Genomic DNA, 15,365 nt, shown 5'->3' on the forward strand with positions numbered 1-15,365 from the left:
GCCAGGAGCCTTCAGCCCTTGCGGTCGAGGTTGAGGCAGAGCGGACGGCGAGCAGTACAGCGAACAAGACGGCCGGGCGGTGCGGCGCTCTCGGCCGCCGAGCACGCCAACGCCTCTGGTACGGGCTCAAGTTCTCCCCCTGGAACACTCAGCCCCGCCCCTGTGCGGTCCACGGGATCGGTACAGGGCAGGCGGAGTCTACCGGGCGAGGCGGCCCAGCAGACCCGAAGCGACCGTGATCCCCGCGGCGGTGGCCAGGGCCAGGACGGCGAAGTCCAGCGGGAGGTGGGCCGGGGTGCCGATCAGGAGGCCGCGCAGCGCGTCGACCTGGTAGCTGAGCGGGTTGGCGCGGCTGACGGCCTGGAGCCAGCCGGGCATCAGTTCCACCGGGTAGAGGGCGTTGGAGCCGAAGAACAGCGGCATGGTGATGGCCTGGCCGATGCCCATGAGCCGGTCCCGGGTGAGCACCACCCCGGCGATCGCCATCGACAGGCAGGAGAAGAAGGCCGAGCCGAGCACCACGGCGGCCGCCACGCCGAGCAGCCGCAGCGGGTTCCAGGTCATGCCGACGCCGAGCACCGCCGCCAGCACGACCACCACCGCCGCCTGGATGACGGCCTTCACCCCGGCCGCGAAGGCCTTGCCGGTGACCAGGGCCGCGCGAGGGGTCGGGGTGACCAGGAGTTTGGTGAGCACCCCGGAGTCCCGCTCCCAGATGATCATGATGCCGTAGAAGATCGCGATGAACATCGCCGACTGCGCGATGATCCCCGGCGCCAGGTAGTCGAGGTAGGGGATGCCACCGGTCGGGACGGCCCTCAGCCGGGTGAACGTCTCGCCGAAGATCAGCAGCCAGAGGGCGGGCTGGACGGCGCGGGTGTACAGCTCGGTGCGGTCGTGGCGCAGCTTCTGCAGCTCCACGGTGCACATCGCCACCACCCGGGCCGGCACCACCCGCCAGCCGGTACGCGCCCTCGGCGGGACCAGGAGCAGTCCGAGCTCAACCGACTCGGCCTGCGGTGCGACGGGTGCGCCGGACATCGCCGATGTCTCCTTCCGTGGCCTCGCCGCGGGTGAGCCCGCGGCCCGAGAAATGCCGGAACACGTCGTCCAGACTGGGGTCACCCGCGGCCGGATCCTGCTCCCTGACCCGGGACTTGAGCTCCTCGGGGGTGCCGAGGGCGCGGATCCGGCCGCGGTCCATCAGGGCGATCCGGTCGCAGTGCCGGTCGGCTTCGTCCATGTAGTGGGTGGTGACCAGGACGGTCATCCCGGTCGCCCGGCGCACCGCGTCCACCCGCTCCCACACGCCCGCGCGGGCGATCGGGTCGAGGCCCACCGTCGGCTCGTCCAGGACCAGCAGCCGGGGCGCGCTGACCAGCGCCTGGGCCAGCTCGAGGCGCCGGACCATGCCGCCGGAGTACGTCCCGGCCATCCGGTCGGCCGCCTCGGTCAGGTCCACCGCCGCCAGCGCCTGGGCGACCCGGGCGGCCCGCTCCGCGCGGGGTACGTCGAAGACCCGGGCGAACAGCTCGACGTTCTCGCGGCCCGTCAACCCCCCGTCGGCGGAAAGCTGTTGGGGCACGTACCCGAGCAGGCGGCGCACCTCGGTGCGCTCGCGCGCGGTGTCGTGGCCGAACACCCGGACCATGCCCGCCGGCGTCGGCAGCAGGGTGGTGATGGCGCGGATGGTGGTGGTCTTGCCCGCGCCGTTCGGGCCGAGCAGGCCGAACACCTCGCCCGTGCGCACCGCCAGGTCCACCCCGTCCACCGCCCGGGTGCCCGCGTCCTTGCGGCGGCCCCGGTGGAAGGTGTACTCGAGGCCACTGCACTCCACCGCGTTATCGGTCACTTCGCCCGCCCTCCTGATCCGGGCCCCGGCCCCGCAGGCCGTCCGCCACGGCGAGCAGCGCCGGCAGTGCGGCGGCCAGCGCGGCCCGCTGCCCGGCGGGCAGTTCCGCCACCACGTCGCAGACCAGGGCCGTCCGCCGGACCTGCCAGTCGTCCAACCGCACCACCGCTTCGTGGGTGGCGTACAGCAGTGCCGCCCGCCGGTCCGCCGGGTCGGTCTCGCGCCGCAACAGGCCGAGCACGATCAACTGGTTGGCCAGGGTGGAGACCGAGTTGTCGGCCAGGCACAGCTCGCGCGCCGCCGCCGAGACCCGCAGCCCCGGTGCGTCGATCACCAGCCGCAGCAGCTCGACCTGCGCCCCGCGCAGCCGGGGCTCGGTCAGCCCCTCGCGCAGCCTGCGCCGGACCAGCCGCTGGATGCCGACCAGCAGCCCGGCCAGTTCTCCGCCAAGTGCCTCCCCGGGCACGCCGATTGAAGTCACATCGCCATATTAGCTCTAATTGGGAGCTAATTGACCGGACTCCGCACCGCAAGACGCCCGAAAGCCGCCCGGACGGTCGATTGTGTTGACTCTTGTTCGCTCCTGTTGTGTGCAATATCGTATGGCACCGCCGCCGGGACGGCGGTACCCCCACGTTGGAGCCCTCATGCGCACCTCTCTCCACCGCCGCCTCACCGGCGCGATGGCCACCCTGGCGCTCGCCGCCTCGGGTCTGGGCGCCCTCACCCTCGGCGCGGCCACCCCCGCCGCCGCCCTGGGCAACGGCAACGCCCTCACCCCGCCGATGGGTTGGAATTCCTGGAACAGCCTGGGCACCCAGGTCAACCAGCAGCAGGTCAAGCAGACCATCGACTTCATGTCCGCCAACGGCCTGGTGCAGGCCGGGTACAACACCGTCACCATCGACGACGGCTGGTCGAACCGCCACCGCGACGGCCAGACCACCGACTTCGCCAAGACCGCCGACGGCGCGATGCAGCTGTACGACAACTACGGCAACCCGGTCTCGGGCACCGACGGCAACGGCAACGACACCACCAGCGGCCACCTGGTGCCCGACCCGCGCAACTTCCCGAACCAGACCGTCAACGGGCAGACGCTCAACGGCATCCAGTACCTGGCCTGGTACGCCCACAGCAAGGGCATGAAGTTCGGCCTGTACGCCACCGACACGTACACCACCTGCCAGGGCCACCCCGGCAGCCTGGGCCACGAGTCGGTCGACGCCACCGACTTCGTCAACTGGGGCGTCGACTTCGTGAAGTACGACGACTGCCCCTACGGCCCGACCATCTACGGGCCCGACGGCTACGCGTACTACCCGCAGGGCCAGGGCAAGGAGCTCACCCAGTCCATCTACGCCCGCACCCAGACCTTCCAGCGCGCCCTCGACGCGGCCACCAACGCCCAGGGCAAGCCGAAGGTCACCCTCAGCCTCTCCGCCCAGCCCGCGCACACCGGCATCCCGTACCTGCTGAACGCCAATGACCCGGCCCGCACGGACCCGGCGATCCTCGCCGCTGGCCCCACCCCGGCGCACCAGGCCCCCGGCTACTCCCCCACCGGCGTCTGGTGCGGCCAGGTCGCCAACATGTGCCGGATCGGCGGCGACCGCAACAGCCAGCTGGACGGCGTGCTCTACAACGGCCAGCTGCAGACCGCGCTCAAGTACCCCGGCAACGTCCACCCGGGCAGCTGGAACGACCTGGACATGATGTTCGCCGGCTGGCAGGACGTGAACGGCGTCTGGGGTGTCACCGACAACTACCCCGGCAACAAGCCCTTCACCGACGACGAGTCGCGCACCGAGCTGTCCATCCTCTCGATGATGGCCGCCCCGCTGGTCTCCGGCGCCGACCTGCGCGCCAACGCCGACGCCCAGCACAGCGCGAACGGCTACACCTGGTCCACCGGGATCACCTCCTCGGCACTGGCCATCATGAAGAACCCCGATGTGATCGCCATCGACCAGGACTCGCTGGCCAAGCCCGCCACCCTGGTCGGCACCATGCCGAACTACCCGGCCTCGCAGACCGCGCCGGTGATCCTCAAGCGCACTCTGGCCAACGGTGACCTCGCCGTCGCCCTGGTCAACCAGGACCCGAACAACTGGGCCATGCCCAGCGCGACCTTCGCCCAGCTCGGCCTGACCGGCTCCTCCTACAGCTACCGGGACGTCTGGACCGGCTCCACCGGCACCGTCTCCGGCACCGTCGGCGGCGCCTGGATCCCCGCCCACGGCACCACCCTGCTCCGGATCATCGGCGCCGGTAACACCTCGGGCGGCTCGGGCGGCTCCGGCACGCAGGGCGCGAGCATCGTCGGCGACGGCAAGTACCACGCGATCAGCGCGGGCGGCACCGGCGGCCAGGCGCTGGAGATCCAGGGCGGCTGCTACGCGAACGTCGGCGGTAACTCCGACATCGGCGCCTACCAGAGCGGCAACGCCGCCCAGCAGTGGCTCTTCGCACCAGGCGGCGACGGCAGCGTGACGATCAGCACCAACTGCTACACCTCCGCCCAGAGCCACACCGTGCTCGCCGCCGGCGGCGGGGTCGGCACCGCCTACCTGCTCAATCCGAGCGCCAACAACCCCTGGCAGAAGTGGAAGGTCACCCAGAACGCCTCCGGCGCCCTCACCATCACCAACGTGGGCAACGGCCTGACCCTGGACGTCTCCGGCACCTCCGCCGGCTCCAACGGCATGACCGACCCGGCCAACTCCTCGGCCCCCGGCCAGAGCTGGACCGTCCTGTCCTGACCCGCCCCCGCAGGGCCGGGGCGGCCACCGCCGCCCCGGCCCTGCGGGCTGCCCGCCCCACGGCGGGCCGGAGGATGATGGAGGCATGGGTCGCTCCTGGCGCGCCTTCGCCTGCGCCGCCCTGGCCGGCGTATCGCTGGCCGGCTGCACCTCGCCGCACGGCGGCGGGTCGGCGGCGCGCGGCGAGCTGCACGGGCAGGTGCTGCGCCCGGCGGGCCGGGATCCGCGCAGTGGCGGCATGCACCCCGGCGGCAGCCCCGGCACGCTCTGCCGCGGGCCGGGGGTCACGCCGGTCGCCGGTGACCCGGTCGAGGCCCGCGACCTGCGGGGCCGGGCCGTGGCGAGCACCGCAACGGGCCCGGACGGCTCGTTCTCGTTCAGTCTCCTGCCGGGCTCCTACCGGGTGGTCGAGAGCATCCTCGGCATCGGCGCGAACGCCGAGGTACGCGCCGGCGGGAGCACCTCCGTGACCCTGACCGTCCCGAGCGACTGCTCGACCCCGGTCCGCTGATCGGCCACCCGAGTGGTCCTGCGTGACCGAACGAGTGGCCGGGGCGTGCGCCTGACATCGTGCGGGCTCGCCCGCTCGCCAGGCTGGCGGCACAACCGCCCCTCGACCAGGAGCCGCCATGGCACCCACCGGGCCGAACCCTGCCCAGCCCCCGTCACGTTCGGCGATCAGACGGCTGCTCGGCGCCGCCGTCCCGCTCTGCCTCGCCGCCGTCCCGCTGACGGCGCTGCCCCAGCCGGCGAGCGCCGAGACCGCACCCGCCCACCAGGACGTCAGCAGCTACCAGACCCGCCCGCACCGCCCGGTCAGCCCGGGCGGCCCGCGCACGGCGCAGCCGAGGCTCTCCTCGGCCGGGGTGTTCACCCTCGACGCCACCGTCGCGGCCGGCAGCAGCGGCGGCCAGGAGCCGGCCATCGCGGTCAACCCGGCCAACCCGAAGCAGATCGCGATCACCCGCTTCACCTTCCCCTGGAACAGCAACGCCGACCTGCTCTACTCCACCGACGGCGGTATCACCTGGTCGGAGGAGTCGACCATCCCCGCGCCGCCCGGCCTGGACGACACCGCCGGCTGCCCCTGTGACCAGACCATCGACTACGGGCGGGACGGCCGCCTCTACGGCACCTTCCTGACCGACCTGCAGACGACGGACAGCATGGGCAACGTGACGTCCACCAAGACCCGGATCGTCACCGGCTCGACCACCGACCCCACCAACGCGTCCTCCTGGAGCTGGAACGGCAACCCCGCCCAGGTCATCAGCAGCCAGGTCTCGACCACGGCCAACCCGTCCAACGTCGACCAGCCCTGGCTGATCGTCAACCGGGACACCGCCGACTCGACCAAGGACAACGTCTACGTCGGCTTCCAGGACTTCAGCAACGCCACCACCCGGGTCGGTGTCTCCACCCAGAACGCCAGCCCCGTCAACATCACCAAGAACAACAAGGCCGGCACCATGACGCTGGCCGGCACCAACGGCGGCATGCGGGTGGCGGGTGACCCGCGCAACGGCACGGTGTACTCGCTCTACCAGCAGTCCTCCGGCACGGCCGACCCGTGGAGCGTGACGTACCGGCTCAACCGCTCGACCGACGCGGGCAGCACCTGGACCCTCGGCGGCAACAGCGACGGCGTCGTGGTCGACACCGTCAACAGCGACCAGGGCTTCGTCAACAACACCCAGAACTCGCCGACCTACGAGTGGGGCGGCAACAACGCCCTGTTCGGCGGCGTCGACCACCTCGCGGTCGACCCCTCCAACGGCGACGTGTACGTGGTCTACGGGCAGGACGCCTCGGGCAACAACCAGATCAAGATCCGCCGGATCACCTTCGACGGCTCGGGCAACCCGACGGTCGGGGCGGTCTCCGACGTCTCCACCTCGACGAACGCGGCGATGCCCTCGGTCGCGGTGCTGAGCGACGGCACGGTCGGCGTCCTGTACACCACCTCCGACGGCACCAACACCTCCGGCTTCCCGACCTTCTCGGCGCACCTGGCCCGCAGCACCGACCACGGCGCGACCTTCAGCGACACCACGCTGCAGTCCTTCGCCACGCCGAAGAGCGACGGCACCTCGAAGGAGCGCGAGCTGGGCGACTTCCAGCAGCTCAAGGCCGTCGGCACCACCTTCTACGGCGTGTTCCCGGGCAACACCACCCCGAACGCCACCAGCACCCCGGCGGTGGACGCGATGTTCTTCAGCGTCCCGCAGCAGACCCAGACCTCCCTGAGCTCCTCGGCCAACTCCTCGGTCTACGGGCAGCCGGTCACCTTCACCGCCACCGTCAAGCCGGTGCCGGACGGCGGCACCGTCTCCTTCACGGTCGACGGCAACGCGCTCGGCTCGGCGGTCCCGGTCGACACCACGACCGGGCAGGCCACCTCGGCGAGCATCTCCTCGCTGACCGTGGGCGACCACAACGTGGTGGCCGTCTACAGCGGGGACGGCGACTTCAAGGGCAGCACCGCGGCCACCCTGGTGCAGCACGTCGACCAGGCGGCCGTCGCCACCACGCTGACCCCCTCGCCCAGCCCCTCGGGCTTCGGCCAGCCGGTGACCTTCACCGACGTCGTCTGCCCGGCCGCGCCGAGCACCGATCCGACCCTGCCGCCCTCCGGCACGGTCACCTTCCGCGACGGCACCACGCTGCTCGGCACCGGCACCCTCGCGGCGGGCGGCGGCACCCACTGCGCCCAGGCCCAGATCACCTTCGCCAACCTGCTGCCCGGCAGCCACACCATCACGGCGAAGTACAGCGGTGACACCGACTACCTGGCGGGCGGCCTGGAGAGCATCACCCACACGGTGACCTGCACCCGGACCATCACCGGCCAGGTGAACGGCGCGGTGTTCGCCGGCAGCGGCAGCACCTGCCTCATCAACGCCACGGTCAACGGCACCGTCCACGGCGCCCCCGGCAGCGGACTGTTCATCAGCAACTCGACGGTCCGGGGCAGCGTGCTCTCCTCCAACGGGTCGCTGTTCGCGCTGTGCGGCAGCACGGTCAACGGCGGCTCGGTGAACGTCTCCGGGGCGAGCGGCTTCGTGCTGGTCGGTGACCCGGCAGACGACGGCTGTGCCGGCAACACCGTCAACGGCTCGGTCCTGCTGTCGAACAACCACAGCGGCACCGAGGTGATCGGCAACCACATCACCGGCTCGGTCCAGGTGAACGGCACCACCGGCACCGGCCCGTTCCCCGGGGACGACCGCGCCGAGATCGAGAACAACACCATCGGCGGCGGCCTCTCCTGCTCCGCCAACACCCCGCCGCCCACCAACGGGGGCAACCCCAACACGGTGCACGGCCCGCGCGCCGGTCAGTGCTCCACGCTCTGACCTGACCACAGCCCGGGTGTACCCCACCCCCGTGGGGCACACCCGGGCTCCACGCTGTCCGTTCGAACGGGAGGCGACGTGCCCGGACAACCACCCGTCCTGCCCATCACCCGTAAGTGCCGGGGGCGCCCCGGCCAGGAGCGCTGGATGGGAGGCATGTTCTCCCGCCACGCGTGCACGAACCCTTCGGCGGACGACGCGGCCCGCAGCGCCGACACCCAACGGGCCCGGGCCGCGCAGGAGGAGGCGAACCAGCGGTGGTGGAACGGGCAGGAGACCTCCGCGTCCCCGCCCACCGGGAAGCCGTCGTCGCTGGTGAAAGGCTGCTGCCTCTCCCTCGCCGTCGTGGCCGTCCTCGCCGTCCTCGCCGTGGTCGGGTGGGTGCTCATGGGCGGGCACCACTGACCCGGTCCGCCGCGCTCAGCTCCCGCCGACGGGCGGCGATCTCCCCCGGATCCCACCCAGGGTGGGGCACCGAGGCGAGCAGCAGGCGGGTGTACGGGTGCTCCGGCTCCGCGAGCAGCTCGGCCGTCGGGCGGTGCTCGACCGGTCGGCCGCGCCAGAGCACCAGGGCCTCGTCGCAGACGTACCGCACCACGGCGAGGTCGTGGCTGACGAAGACCAGCCCGATGCCGGCCTCGCGGCGGATGTCGGTCAGCAGGTTGAGCACCTGCGCCTGGACGGAGACGTCGAGCGCGGAGACCGCTTCGTCCAGCACCAGCACCGCCGGTTCGACCGCCAACGCCCTGGCGATCGCCGCGCGTTGGCGCTGACCGCCGGAGAGCTGGCGCGGCCGGCAGGCGGCCTCCCGCTCGCCGAGGCCGACCTGGGCCAGCAGCTCGCGCACCCGCCCGGCCCGGGCCGCCGCGTCGCGGTGGCCGTGCAGCTTCAGCACGCCGTCGAGGGTGGCGCCGACGGTGAGCCTCGCGTCCAGCGAGAGGTACGGGTCCTGGTAGACCATCTGCACCGCCTTGGCCCGGGCCAGCCGGGCGGCCCGGCCCCGGACGGCGGGTGCCAGCGGGCGGCCGAGCACGCTGATCGACCCGGCGTCGGGCCGTTCCAGGCCGACCAGCATCCGCGCGGTGGTGGTCTTGCCGGAGCCGGACTCGCCGACCAGCCCGAGCGCGCCGCCGGGCGGCAGCGTGAACGAGACCCCGTCGACGGCCACGGTCGGGCCGTACGTCTTGCGCAGTCCGGTCACTTCGAGCAGCGCCGTCACGACCGCACCTCCTCGGCAGGCTCGGCGAGTTCCACGGCCCGGACGCACGCGACCGCGCGCCCTGATGCCAGGGGCAGCAGCTCCGGTACCGCCGTCTCGCACCGCCCGGCCTGGGCGTGGGCGCACCGCGCAGCGAACGCGCAGCCCGGAGCGGCCTGGTCCAGGCCGATCGGCGTGCCCGGCACGGGCTCGAGCCGCTTCAGCGGTCCGCGCAGCGGCGGGGTCGAGCCGAGCAGGCCCATCGTGTAGGGGTGCCGGGGGTGGCCGAACAGCTCGGCGGCGGGGGCGTGTTCGACGATCCGGCCGGCGTACATCACGTACACCCGGTCGCAGCCGGCCGCCGCGAGTTCGATGTCGTGGGTGATCAGCAGCAGGCCGAGTCCGCGTTCGCGCTGCAGCCCGCCGAGCAGGGCGAGGATCTCCGCCTGGGTGCTGACGTCCAGCGCGGTGGTCGGCTCGTCGCACAGCAGCAGCCGTGGCTCGCCCGCCAACGCCCCGGCGATCATCACGCGTTGCAGCATGCCGCCGGACAACTCGTGTGGGTACCGGTCGAGTCGCAGGTCCGGCAGCCCGACGGCCGCCAGCAGCTCGGCGGCCCGCTCCTCGGCCCGGCGGCGCGGCCACCGGTGGGTGAGCCGCAGGGGTTCGGTGAGGAAGTCGCCGATCCGGCGGACGGGGTTGATGCCCGCCCGCGGGTCCTGGAAGATCATCGACACCGCGCCGGAGCGGAGCCCGCGCAGCGCCGCCCGGTCGGCCGTGAGCACGTCCTGCCCGTCGACCAGCACCCGGCCCCGCTGCCGGGCGCCCGGCGGGAGCAGCCCGAGCGCGGACCGCGCCGTCACCGACTTGCCCGAGCCGGACTCGCCGACCAGCCCGACCACCTCGCCCGCGGCCACCCGCAGGCTCACGCCGTCGAGCACGGGCCTCGCCGCGCCGGGGAGTTCGACCCTCAGTTCCTCGATGTCCAGCAGTGCACCGCTCACCGCGCGCTCCTCTCGCCCAGCCGCTCGCCGACCACGTTGAACGCCACCACCGCCAGGACGACGGCCGCCACCGGCACCTCCGCCGAGAGCGGCTGCCCGGCCAGCACGGCCGACTGGGCCCGGTTGATCATCGCGCCCCAGTCCGGGGTCGGCGGTTGCACGCCGAGCCCGAGGAAGGAGAGCGCGGCCAGGTCGAGCAGCGCGTAGCCGAAGTTGACGGTGGACTGCGCCAGCACGGTCGGCGCGATGTTCGGCAGCACGCCGCGCACCGCGACGTACGGCGCCGCGTGGCCCTGCACCAGGTACGCCGCGACGTACGGGCGGGTCTTCTCCTGCGCGGTGAGGCCGCGCACCAGCCGGGCCGTGTACGGCAGGTAGGCGACGGCCATGGCCAGCACCGGCGCGCCCAGGCCCTTGCCGAACAGCGCGACCGCGAGGATCGCGAGCAGCAGTGAGGGGAAGGCGAACAGGATGTCCAGGACGCGGCTGATCACCGCGTCCACCCAGCCTCCGCGCCAGCCGCTGAACAGGCCGACGGCGATGCCGCCGAGGCCGGCGAAGACCACCACGCCGAGGGGGCCGAGCAGGCTGGTGCGGGCGCCGAGCAGCAGGGCGGAGAAGGTGTCGTGCCCGCCCTGGTCGGTGCCGAGCCAGTGCTGGGCGCTCACCCCGGCCATGGTGTCGGCGAAGTCGCCGACCGTCGGGTCCTGCGGCGCCAGCCAGGGCGCGAGCAGCGCCACCAGGACCAGCGCCGCCAGCACGCCGAGACAGGCCTTGAACAGCCGCTCCCCGCCGCCGAGCCGGCGCAGCAGCGGGCCGATCCGCACCGCGACGGTGCTCATCGGGTCTCCTTTCTCGCGACCCGTGGGTCGATCAGCGGATACAGCAGGTCGACGGCCGTGTTCACCAGCACGAAGGCCGCGACCACCAACAGCACCAGCGCCTGGACGACTTGGAAGTCCAGCTGGTCCACGCACTGGACGAGCAGCGAGCCGATCCCGGACATCCCGAAGGCGGTCTCGACGATCGCGGTGCTGACCAGCATCCCGGAGACCAGCAGGCCGGAGACGGTGACGATCGGGCCGAGCGCGTTGCGCAGCACGTGCCGGCGCAGCACGGCCAGCCGGGGGGCGCCCCGGCTGAGGGCCACTTCGACGTGCTCGCGGCCGAGTTGGTCGATCATCGAGCTGCGGGTGACGCGGGTGACCAGCGCCATGAAGGTCACCGAGAGCGCGACCGCGGGCAGCAGCACGTGGTGCAGTTGGTCGAGGAGCCCGCTGCCGTTGCCGATGGTCGGGAACCAGCCGAGCTTGACCCCGAACACCGAGCGCAGCAGGATCGCGGCGGCGAAGGACGGGATCGCCGCGCCCACGGTGACCATCAGCAGCACCGCGCCGTCCGTCCGGCTGCCGCGCCGCAGTGCGCCGAGCCCGCCGGCGCCGATGCCGACCACGGCGATCAGCACCGTGGCGACGGTGACGAGCAGCAGCGAGGCGGGCAGCCGGGCACCGATCACGGCGGCGACGTTCTCGTGGAACAGGTAGGAGCGGCCGAAGTCGCCGTGCGCCGCCGCGTCGAGCCAGTGCCAGTAGCGCAGCAGGAAGGGCTGGTCGAAGCCGAACTGCCGCCGGATCGCGGCGAGTTCGGCCGGGTTCGGGCTGCGGCCGCGGACCAGGAAGGAGACCGGGTCACCGGGCGCGAGGTAGAGCGAGGAGAAGACCAGGAAGGAGGTGACCAGCAGGGTGAGGGCGGTTCCGGCCAGCCGTCGCAGGAGGGCGAGCGCGAGGCTCATCCCTTCGCCCCGACCGTGGCGGCCCAGGGGTAGTACAGGTAGTCGATCGAGGGCTGCAGACCGGTGATGCGGTTGCCGAGGAAGACCGAGACCGGCTCGGTGTAGAGCGGCAGCCAGGGCAGTTGGTCCATCGCGATCTGCTGGGCCTTGGCCGTGGCGGTGGCCCGGGCGGCCGGGTCGGCGGCGCCGACGGCTTCGTTCAGGGCGGCGTCGAACTGCGGGTCGGACCAGTTGCCGTAGTTGCTGAACGCGCCGGTCTGCAGCGAGCCGTACATGTCCAGCGGGTCGGTGATCGAGGTGTACCAGAAGGTCTCGAACAGGTCGATGCCCTTGCGCGCGGCCGGGTCGGTGAAGAGCGCGGTGTACTTGTCGGGCGAGATGCTGTCGATCTCGGGCTTCAACCCGATGGCGGTGGCGGCCTGTTGGACGGCCTGGGTGATGATGGTGCTCTGCGAGTCGAGCGGGCTGCTGGCGATGACCACCTTCTGGCCGTTCACCCCGGCGCTCGCGGCCAGCTCCTTCGCCTTGGCCGGGTCGTACGGGTACTGCTTGAGGCCGCCGAGCAGCGAATCGACAGTGTCCTTGGGGCTGTTGTTCCAGTTGTTGCGGGTGACCAGCGCATCGGCCACCTCGCCGACCCCGCCCACCCCGGCCTTGACGATGCCCTTGCGGTCGATCGCCATCAGCAGCGCCTGCCGCACCCGGGCGTCACCCAGCGGGCCCTGCAGGTTGGAGACCACCTCGTCGGCCACGGTGGTGCTGCGGCCGTAGTAGAGCCTGCCCTTGGCGGACGCGCCCAGTTGCTTGTACGAGTCGGCCGGGACCATCCAGCCGCCGTCCACCTCGCCGCTCTGGAAGGCGTTGACCCGCGCGGTGGCATCGGGGAGGAAGACGAACTTCACCTGCTTCGCCTTGGCCCGCAGCGACTTGTCCCAGTAGTCGTCGTAGCGCTTGAGCGTGATCGACTGCCCGGGCGTCCAGCCGGCGAAGGAGAACGGACCGGTGCAGTCCACGCCCTTGGACGGGTTTCCGTAGTCCTTGCCGGCCGCCTGCAGCGCGGCGGCGGACTCGACGGTACCGGGGGCCGCGGCCAGGTACTCGTTGAAGGTGGCGTCGGGGGTGTTCAGCGTGACGGTGACCTGCATCGGGCCGGTCTTCTCGACCGACTTCACGTTGCGGAAGGGGTAGGCCCAGTCGCTGCCGACCGCCGGGTCGAGGTTGCGGCGGAGCGAGGCGACCACGTCCTCGGCGGTCAGCGGCGCGCCGTCGTGGAAGTGCACGCCCTCGCGGATGGTGTAGACCCAGGTGGTGGGGGTCGGGTTGGTGAAGGCGGTGGCCAGGCCGGGCGAGGTGGTCAGGTCGGGGTTCCAGCGCAGCAGGCTCTCGCAGACGTTGGCGAGCACGGTGTTGGGCGGGTAGTCGAAGGAGAGGGCGTAGTCGATCGAGACCGGCTCGGCGAACAGCGACCAGGTGAAGGAGTCGAGTTCGCCGCCGGGCGCGGTGCGGTCGGTGAGCTGGTAGGCGGCGGCGTCGGTGGACGGGCCGGGCTTCGCGGTGCCGCTGCAGGACGTCAGGGCGAAGACGCCCGCGAGCGCGGCCAGGGCTGCTCTGCGTGGTCTGGTCAAGGGGGGCCTCCGGTCGGTCAGTTGGCGGTGGTGTGGACGGCGCGCCCGTCCACGAAGGTCATCCGGACGTGGGTGGCGCCGATCTCCTCGGGCGGTCCGGCGAACGGGTCCCGGTCGAGGACGACCAGGTCGGCGCACTTGCCGGGCTCGACGGTGCCGGTCTCGGCGTCGAGGTGGTTGATCCAGGCGCTGCCGGCCGTGTAGGCGGTGAAGGCCTGGGCGAGGGTGAGCGACTGCTCGGGGTAGAACGGGGGGTGCGCGGTGCTGTGCGGCACCTGGCGGTTGACGGCGACGTGGATGCCCCAGAGCGGGTTGGGGCTGCTCACCGACCAGTCGCTGCCCGCGACCAGCCGGGCCCCGGCCCGGGCCAGGTCGCCGAACGGGTACTGCAGGGCGGCGCGCTCCTGGCCTAGGAAGGGAATGGTGAGCTCGTCCATCTGCGGCTCGTGGGCGGCCCAGAGGGCCTGGATGTTGGCGGCGGCGCCGAGCTCGGCGAAGCGCTTGAGGTCGTCCGGGTGGACCACTTGCAGGTGGGCCAGGTGGTGGCGGTTGTCGTTGCCGCCGTTCGCTGCCCGGGCCAGCTCGAGGGCGTCCAGTACCTCGCGGACGGCCCGGTCGCCGAGGGCGTGGAAGTGCAGTTGGAAGCCGAGCGCGTCCAGCTCCGGCACGGCGGCGCGCAGGACGGCCGGGTCGACGAAGCTCAGGCCCGCGTTGGCGGTGGCGCAGCCGCAGGCGTCGAGGTAGGGCTCCAGCATGCTCGCGGTGAAGTTCTCCGCGATGCCGTCCTGCATGATCTTGATGGTGGTGGCGTTGAACCGGCCGACCCGGCCGTGCAGCCGCCGCTCCACCAGGTCGGGGATCTGCTCGGTGCCGCGCCGCCGGTCCCACCACAGGGCGCCGACCACCCGGGCCTTCAGGATGCCCTCGCGCGCGGCCTCGACGTACACCGGGAAGTTGTCCGGATTGCCGGGGAAGGTGCCGATCATCGCGTCCTGCCAGGCGGTGACGCCGAGCGAGAACAGGTACTCCTGCGCGGCGATCAGCCCGGCCCGGGCCTCGGCGGGGGTGGCCACCGGGACGTGCCGGGCCACCAGGTCCATGGCGCCCTCCTGGAGGGTGCCGATCGGGTTGCCGTCGCTCTCGCGCTCGATCCGGCCGTCCGCCGGGTCGGGGGTGCGGCGGTCGACGCCGGCCAGCTCGAGGGCGCGGGAGTTGACCCAGGCGCCGTGGCCGTCGCGGTTGGTCAGCAGCACCGGGCGGTCCGGGACGATCGCGTCCAGCATGGCCCGGGTGGGGATGCCGTCGGGGAAGACGTCCATCGACCAGCCGCCGCCGCAGATCCACTCCGCGTCCGGGTGCCCGGCGGCGTAACGGGCCACGGTGGCCAGGTAGCCGTCGATGCTGCGTTGTTGGGACAGATCGCAGCGCAGCAGCTGGACCCCGGCGACCACGGGGTGCACGTGGGCGTCCTGGAAGCCGGGGGCGAGCAAGCCGCCGTCGAGGTCGATCACCTCGGCCCGCGGGCCGACCAGCTCCCGTAGGTCGTGCTCGTCGCCGAGGGCGAGGATGCGTCCGGCGCGGACGGCCACGGCGGCCTCGACGGGCTCTTCGCCGCTGCCGGTGCTGCCACTCTTGCCGGTGAAGATGCGTCCGCCCCGGAAGAGCAGGTCCGCCGGGCGGTGTGAGTGGTCGTCATGGTCCATGGGCTGGTTCCTCCCCGAGTGGTGGTGAGGAGGAGTGAAGCGCTGCGCAACACCGTTGTCAACGGTGTTGCGC

The 15,365-nt window shown here is 72.4% G+C and carries 13 protein-coding genes; 4 read left to right on the plus strand and 9 right to left on the minus strand.

What is annotated here, in order from left to right:
* Window positions 1-198: 198 nt before the first annotated feature.
* Genes ABT095_RS13365 through ABT095_RS13375 form a run of 3 tightly spaced genes read right to left on the minus strand, consistent with a single transcriptional unit; the run spans window position 199 to window position 2,333 of the window.
* Window positions 199-1,041 carry an ABC transporter permease gene (locus ABT095_RS13365; protein WP_350529490.1) on the minus strand — a complete coding sequence of 281 codons (843 nt, stop codon included), beginning with the start codon at window positions 1,039-1,041 and terminating at the stop codon, window positions 199-201.
* Window positions 1,001-1,852 (minus strand): ATP-binding cassette domain-containing protein, encoded by an 852-nt coding sequence (locus ABT095_RS13370; protein WP_502884867.1) that lies wholly within the window; start codon window positions 1,850-1,852, stop codon window positions 1,001-1,003. Before ABT095_RS13370 ends, ABT095_RS13365 begins: the two co-directional genes overlap by 41 nt.
* Window positions 1,842-2,333 carry a MarR family winged helix-turn-helix transcriptional regulator gene (locus ABT095_RS13375; RefSeq protein ID WP_350529491.1) on the minus strand — a complete coding sequence of 164 codons (492 nt, stop codon included), beginning with the start codon at window positions 2,331-2,333 and terminating at the stop codon, window positions 1,842-1,844. The genes ABT095_RS13370 and ABT095_RS13375 overlap by 11 nt, the downstream gene beginning before the upstream one ends.
* A gap of 166 nt (window positions 2,334-2,499) precedes the next feature.
* On the opposite strand from ABT095_RS13375, the gene ABT095_RS13380 reads away from it, so the two are divergent.
* The 4 genes from ABT095_RS13380 (at window position 2,500) to ABT095_RS13395 (ending at window position 8,375) form a co-directional block, all read left to right on the plus strand.
* A complete protein-coding gene (locus ABT095_RS13380) occupies window positions 2,500-4,614 on the plus strand; it encodes an alpha-galactosidase (RefSeq protein WP_350529492.1) in 2,115 nt (704 codons plus the stop codon).
* A gap of 85 nt (window positions 4,615-4,699) precedes the next feature.
* Window positions 4,700-5,125, plus strand: coding sequence for a carboxypeptidase-like regulatory domain-containing protein (locus tag ABT095_RS13385; protein WP_350529493.1), 426 nt, complete (start codon window positions 4,700-4,702; stop codon window positions 5,123-5,125).
* Between the two features lie 118 nt (window positions 5,126-5,243).
* On the plus strand, window positions 5,244-7,970 hold the full coding sequence (locus tag ABT095_RS13390; protein ID WP_350529494.1) for an Ig-like domain repeat protein: 2,727 nt from the start codon (window positions 5,244-5,246) through the stop codon (window positions 7,968-7,970).
* Between the two features lie 147 nt (window positions 7,971-8,117).
* A complete protein-coding gene (locus tag ABT095_RS13395; protein ID WP_350529495.1) occupies window positions 8,118-8,375 on the plus strand; it encodes a hypothetical protein in 258 nt (85 codons plus the stop codon).
* Here the strand turns inward: ABT095_RS13395 and ABT095_RS13400 are convergent.
* Genes ABT095_RS13400 through ABT095_RS13425 form a run of 6 tightly spaced genes read right to left on the minus strand, consistent with a single transcriptional unit; the run spans window position 8,356 to window position 15,292 of the window.
* The gene (locus ABT095_RS13400) at window positions 8,356-9,189 is read right to left on the minus strand and encodes an ABC transporter ATP-binding protein (protein WP_350529496.1); all 834 of its coding nucleotides are present in this window, start codon (window positions 9,187-9,189) and stop codon (window positions 8,356-8,358) included. The two genes, ABT095_RS13395 and ABT095_RS13400, sit on opposite strands and share 20 nt — an antisense overlap.
* A complete protein-coding gene (locus ABT095_RS13405; RefSeq protein ID WP_350529497.1) occupies window positions 9,186-10,172 on the minus strand; it encodes an ABC transporter ATP-binding protein in 987 nt (328 codons plus the stop codon). The genes ABT095_RS13400 and ABT095_RS13405 overlap by 4 nt, the downstream gene beginning before the upstream one ends.
* A complete protein-coding gene (locus ABT095_RS13410; protein WP_350529498.1) occupies window positions 10,169-11,014 on the minus strand; it encodes an ABC transporter permease in 846 nt (281 codons plus the stop codon). Before ABT095_RS13410 ends, ABT095_RS13405 begins: the two co-directional genes overlap by 4 nt.
* Window positions 11,011-11,964, minus strand: a complete 954-nt coding sequence (locus ABT095_RS13415; RefSeq protein ID WP_350529499.1) for an ABC transporter permease — start codon at window positions 11,962-11,964, stop codon at window positions 11,011-11,013. Before ABT095_RS13415 ends, ABT095_RS13410 begins: the two co-directional genes overlap by 4 nt.
* Window positions 11,961-13,589 carry an ABC transporter substrate-binding protein gene (locus ABT095_RS13420; RefSeq protein WP_350529500.1) on the minus strand — a complete coding sequence of 543 codons (1,629 nt, stop codon included), beginning with the start codon at window positions 13,587-13,589 and terminating at the stop codon, window positions 11,961-11,963. Before ABT095_RS13420 ends, ABT095_RS13415 begins: the two co-directional genes overlap by 4 nt.
* A gap of 17 nt (window positions 13,590-13,606) precedes the next feature.
* The gene (locus ABT095_RS13425) at window positions 13,607-15,292 is read right to left on the minus strand and encodes an amidohydrolase (RefSeq protein WP_350529501.1); all 1,686 of its coding nucleotides are present in this window, start codon (window positions 15,290-15,292) and stop codon (window positions 13,607-13,609) included.
* Window positions 15,293-15,365 lie beyond the last annotated feature (73 nt).

The organism is Kitasatospora sp. NPDC002227, from assembly GCF_040296285.1.
Classification (GTDB): Bacteria; Actinomycetota; Actinomycetes; order Streptomycetales; family Streptomycetaceae; genus Kitasatospora.